This window comes from Chlorobium sp. KB01 (assembly GCF_001975465.1).
Lineage (GTDB): Bacteria > Bacteroidota > Chlorobiia > Chlorobiales > Chlorobiaceae > Chlorobium.
On sequence record NZ_MPJE01000090.1, the window covers coordinates 1 to 3,949 of the forward strand.

Sequence of the window (3,949 nt, forward strand, 5' to 3'; positions counted from 1 at the left end):
TAGTGTCGTGAATGGTTAATCCTTTGTTTTATTTGTAAGACTATCTTTAGCCCGTTGAACCGATGCCAGAATTGCATTCGCGCTTTTCGTCCACCTGAACGGTTTTGCATGTTTTGCATTATGGACTTTTATAAAACGGTGAATTTCATCTCGCAACTCTTTGACATTACTGAAAACACCTCTGTAAAGCGCACGACGTTCCAACTGAGAAAACCAACCTTCAACTGCATTCAGCCATGAAGCGCTGGTTGGGGTAAAATGAACTTGAATACGCGGACGTTTTTCAAGCCAATCTTTTACTTCTTGCGTCTTATGGGTTGTGCTGTTATCAAGAATAAGGTGTAGTTCAAGTTCTTTTGGCGTTGAGCGTTCAACCTGACGGAGAAAATCAAGAAATTCTTTTGCCCGATGCCTGTTGGTAACTCGACCAATAACATTGCCTGTCAGAATATCAAACGCAGCATAGAGGCTTCTGGTGCCATTGCGTTTATAGTCGTGAGTTCTCCGTGCAATTTGCCCCGGTTTGAGTTGCAACATGGGTTGTGTCCGATCAAGGGCTTGAATCTGAGTCTTTTCATCAATGCTCAAAATCATGGCATTGTCGGGAGGATTCATGTATAAACCAACCACATCAACGACTTTCTCGGCAAACAGAGGATCATTACTGAACTTGAACGTTTTCAGCCAGTGCGGCTTTAGTTTTGCAGCTTTCCAGATTTCCTGTACCTGCCATACCGTTATTCCGGCATGCTTTGCCATAATCCGAAGGCTCCAATGCGTAGCTTCAGCCGGTATTTTTTCTTGGGTCAGCTTGAGTACCTCATTCACTTTATTCTGCGATAGCTTCCTTGGCTGTCCAGAGCGAGGTAAATCATGAATTCCTTTCAGCCCGGATGCTTGATACCGGGTCAGCCATTTATAGACGGTGTTGGTAGACGTGCCGAGTTCGGAGGCGACAGTATGTGCTGGTTGACCGGCATCACACAGGTTCAGAATTCTGGCACGCAAAACAATATTTTGGGAAGTTTTATGGGATCTCAGCAATGATTCAAGTTCCTGACGATCCTCTGGCTTTAACTGATAGACTTTATTCCTTCGTGCCATAATTGCATTATTAACAATGAGTTACTGCAATATAGCATTATTTATCATTATAACAATTAACTAACCAAACAATACACTAGTGATAGGACTTTAAAAATTCTCGCGTAACATACGCGTAACAAAAATTTTATCACTATCTATCAAGAAATAAAAACAACGATTACACCTCTCATCTGCATTTCTACCCGATTTCGCAACTTTTCGATAGTATAACTTTCCTGCTTCTCCAAAAAAATGGGATCCGATTCCGTAAAACAATCAGAGCGTCCCAAGGTCTGGAATAGCCCGGCGCATAAACTCATCAAAAAGTGGCACCGTAAAATTCAGCAAGCCATGTGAGGGACTGTAAATCATCCCTTTCTTGATGAGCTTCGATCGAACAGGGCTCAGAGCCGTACTGCTTTCAACCCCAAGCATTCCCGAAATATCCGTCGTGTGATAGGGCCCTTGGCCGAGCTCTGCCATTGCCCGAAGATATTTTTTTTCTCCATCGGTCAGCCGATCAAATCGAACCCTGAAAAAATTTTCATCGAGACGGATTACAACCGGTTTCGTCGTTTCTTGAACAAGGTGTAACGTAATCGGTGAAGATTCTGACTGATTCCATGCCTGATAACCCCACTCCTGAAGAAAATACGGATATCCTTTTGTCATCCGGTAAATTTCCTGAAGCGCTGCAGGCTCAAATGCAACGCCCTCTGCCCTAACAGGGTCCTGAAGCGCTTTTGCGGCATCTTCTTCCTGCAACGGCCCAATATCAGGAAAACTGAACAGCCGCTCTGCGTATGACTTGGCATTTCCGGCAAGACCTGGTAAAATCGGCAGACCGGCGCCAACAAGAACCAACGGCAACTGCCTTTGCTGCATTTTATGCATGGCCATAATCAGGGCATTGAGCTCGCCACTTGAAAAATACTGGATTTCATCAATGAATATGGCTACGGCACATTGACGCTCCTCTGCTGCCTCTCCAACAGCAATAAAAAGACTGGGCAGATCAGCTTCCAGATCTCCACTGTCTGCAGAACCCTTTTCCGGCTCAATGTCCAGTCCAAGCTCAACGTCTCCAAAAAAGACCTTTATCCCTCCGACAAAACTCTTCAGCACGGCAAGGCCTCGTCGAACCTTGTTTCCAGCACCAGCAATTCTATCCAACTCATACAGCAAAGAACGCAATTGCGATACCAGCAGAACCACCAGAGGTTTTTGCTCTGATGCTTCAATAAAAATCGTTCGATAACCCGCTTGCAGGGCCATGCGCTCCATTTCATTAAGCAGCACGGTTTTTCCAACGCCTCGAAGACCGGTCATGATCAAACTTTTCTCCGGCCGTTTTTTCAGAACACGTCCAAACAGAACTGCCGCCTGCTCCAGAACGCCATCACGACCGGCAAGCTCAGGAGGCGGAGCTCCAGCTCCTGGTGAAAAAGGGTTTCTGATTTTATCCATTGTAAACGATTGATAACCTCGAAGCAGGTTGTTTATACCTATTTATAGCTATTTATAATGAAATACCACTATAAATAGCTATAAAAGCTAATAATCAGGAGAACTAACCTTATCAAAAGCAAAATAGCACTTTAAACATTTTCTGATCTGAGCTAATCGACATCGATCACTATAACCAAAATGGTAATAAATCATTTCGCACCGAATTGAATGACTAACCCTCCGAAGACGATAATTGCCAATCCGGCCCAAGTGGATGACGAAACGTTCTCTTTGAAGACCAGTTGACCAAAAAGAACACTTATAACTGCGAAACAAGCCACATAGACCCCTAACAACCGAGAAAAATCCCACTTGACCATGTTGACCACAAGACCATAACAGCCAAGAACTATAAACCCGAGAGCAATTACGCCGAGACCCCATCCTCGCAACCCTTTTCGAATAAGAGCATCGCCACCAACTTCCAATAAAGCAGCAATGATGAAAATAAGTACTTCAAAATATTTATTCATGGAGTGCTCACGCTTGAGGGTTATCATAAGGGTCGCTTCAGAAAGCGGATTTTAAAGTACATTCAGCATCTTCGGAGCTAATCAAAAGCAATTCCAGCTTCAATCTCATCTCTTAAACTACTTATGCCGCCATACTTTAATTGCTGATAAAACAAGAAGCATAACAAGCATTGGAATGAGTACAGACTCAGAAACAATACCAAGCAGCATTCCGCCGATCCAAGTACCGCATAACGATCCGGCAGCCATAATAAAGAGAAAGGAACGGTTAGCCCCGAGAACAGAAAAGCTGCTGTCACGGCTATAGCGAGCAAAACTGACCAACATGGTTGGCATGCTGATAGCAAGGGAGAGACTGCCAGCTAACTTGATATTAACACCAAATAAAATCACCAGCGTTGGAATCAGCAGTTCTCCACCTGCCACACCAAGCAGCGCAGCAACGATACCAATTACAAAGCCTGCCAGTACCCCGCTTACTGCCAAAGCAATGGCATTGTCCAGCAAAGGCTTACCAGAGCCATGCACCATATGGCTGCCGGCAAGAACACAGGCAATTGCGAGCAGAAGAAAGGCAATTATCTTGTAAAGCCCTTCGGAACGGAGAATAGTTGCCCAGCCAGCTCCGAGCCAGGCTCCGATAAGGCTACCAGCAAGCAGGTTTAGAATCACATGCCAATTATCAGCAATGGCTTGCCAGGAAACCGTACAGGCTCTAAACGGTAATGCGGAAGTCACAACAACCAAGCTCATTGCTTTATTGAGAATCACGGCATCAAGAGCAGGAAAGGCAAACAAACCTATCAAAAGCGGCAGGCGAAATTGTTTTGGTTCAGCGTGAATTGGAGAATTCAAACGTTTGAGTTAGAGTACAAAAACGG

General features: G+C 44.6%; 4 protein-coding genes. All 4 read right to left on the reverse strand.

Annotation, left to right across the window (positions count from 1 at the left end; genetic code table 11):
• Positions 1–15: 15 nt before the first annotated feature.
• The 4 genes from BOO20_RS09785 to BOO20_RS09800 all read right to left on the reverse strand — a co-directional run bounded on the left by BOO20_RS09785 (position 16) and on the right by BOO20_RS09800 (position 3,923).
• Positions 16–1,104: an IS630 family transposase gene (locus BOO20_RS09785; protein ID WP_076791911.1), complete on the reverse strand. Its 1,089-nt coding sequence runs from the start codon at positions 1,102–1,104 to the stop codon at positions 16–18.
• Positions 1,105–1,362: 258 nt separating this feature from the next.
• Positions 1,363–2,553, reverse strand: coding sequence for an ATP-binding protein (locus BOO20_RS09790; RefSeq protein WP_076792391.1), 1,191 nt, complete (start codon positions 2,551–2,553; stop codon positions 1,363–1,365).
• 191 nt (positions 2,554–2,744) lie between these two features.
• Entirely contained in the window at positions 2,745–3,068 is a 324-nt protein-coding gene (locus tag BOO20_RS09795) for a hypothetical protein (protein WP_076792394.1), read from the reverse strand.
• A gap of 117 nt (positions 3,069–3,185) precedes the next feature.
• On the reverse strand, positions 3,186–3,923 hold the full coding sequence (locus BOO20_RS09800) for a sulfite exporter TauE/SafE family protein (protein ID WP_076792393.1): 738 nt from the start codon (positions 3,921–3,923) through the stop codon (positions 3,186–3,188).
• Between the last annotated feature and the right edge of the window lie 26 nt (positions 3,924–3,949).

Excerpts from the sequence above, each read along its gene's own strand:
- BOO20_RS09795 (WP_076792394.1), bottom strand. The coding sequence starts at position 3,068 with ATGAATAAATATTTTGAAGTACTTATTTTCATCATTGCTGCTTTATTG.
- BOO20_RS09790 (WP_076792391.1), bottom strand. The coding sequence starts at position 2,553 with ATGGATAAAATCAGAAACCCTTTTTCACCAGGAGCTGGAGCTCCGCCT.
- BOO20_RS09785 (WP_076791911.1), bottom strand. The coding sequence starts at position 1,104 with ATGGCACGAAGGAATAAAGTCTATCAGTTAAAGCCAGAGGATCGTCAG.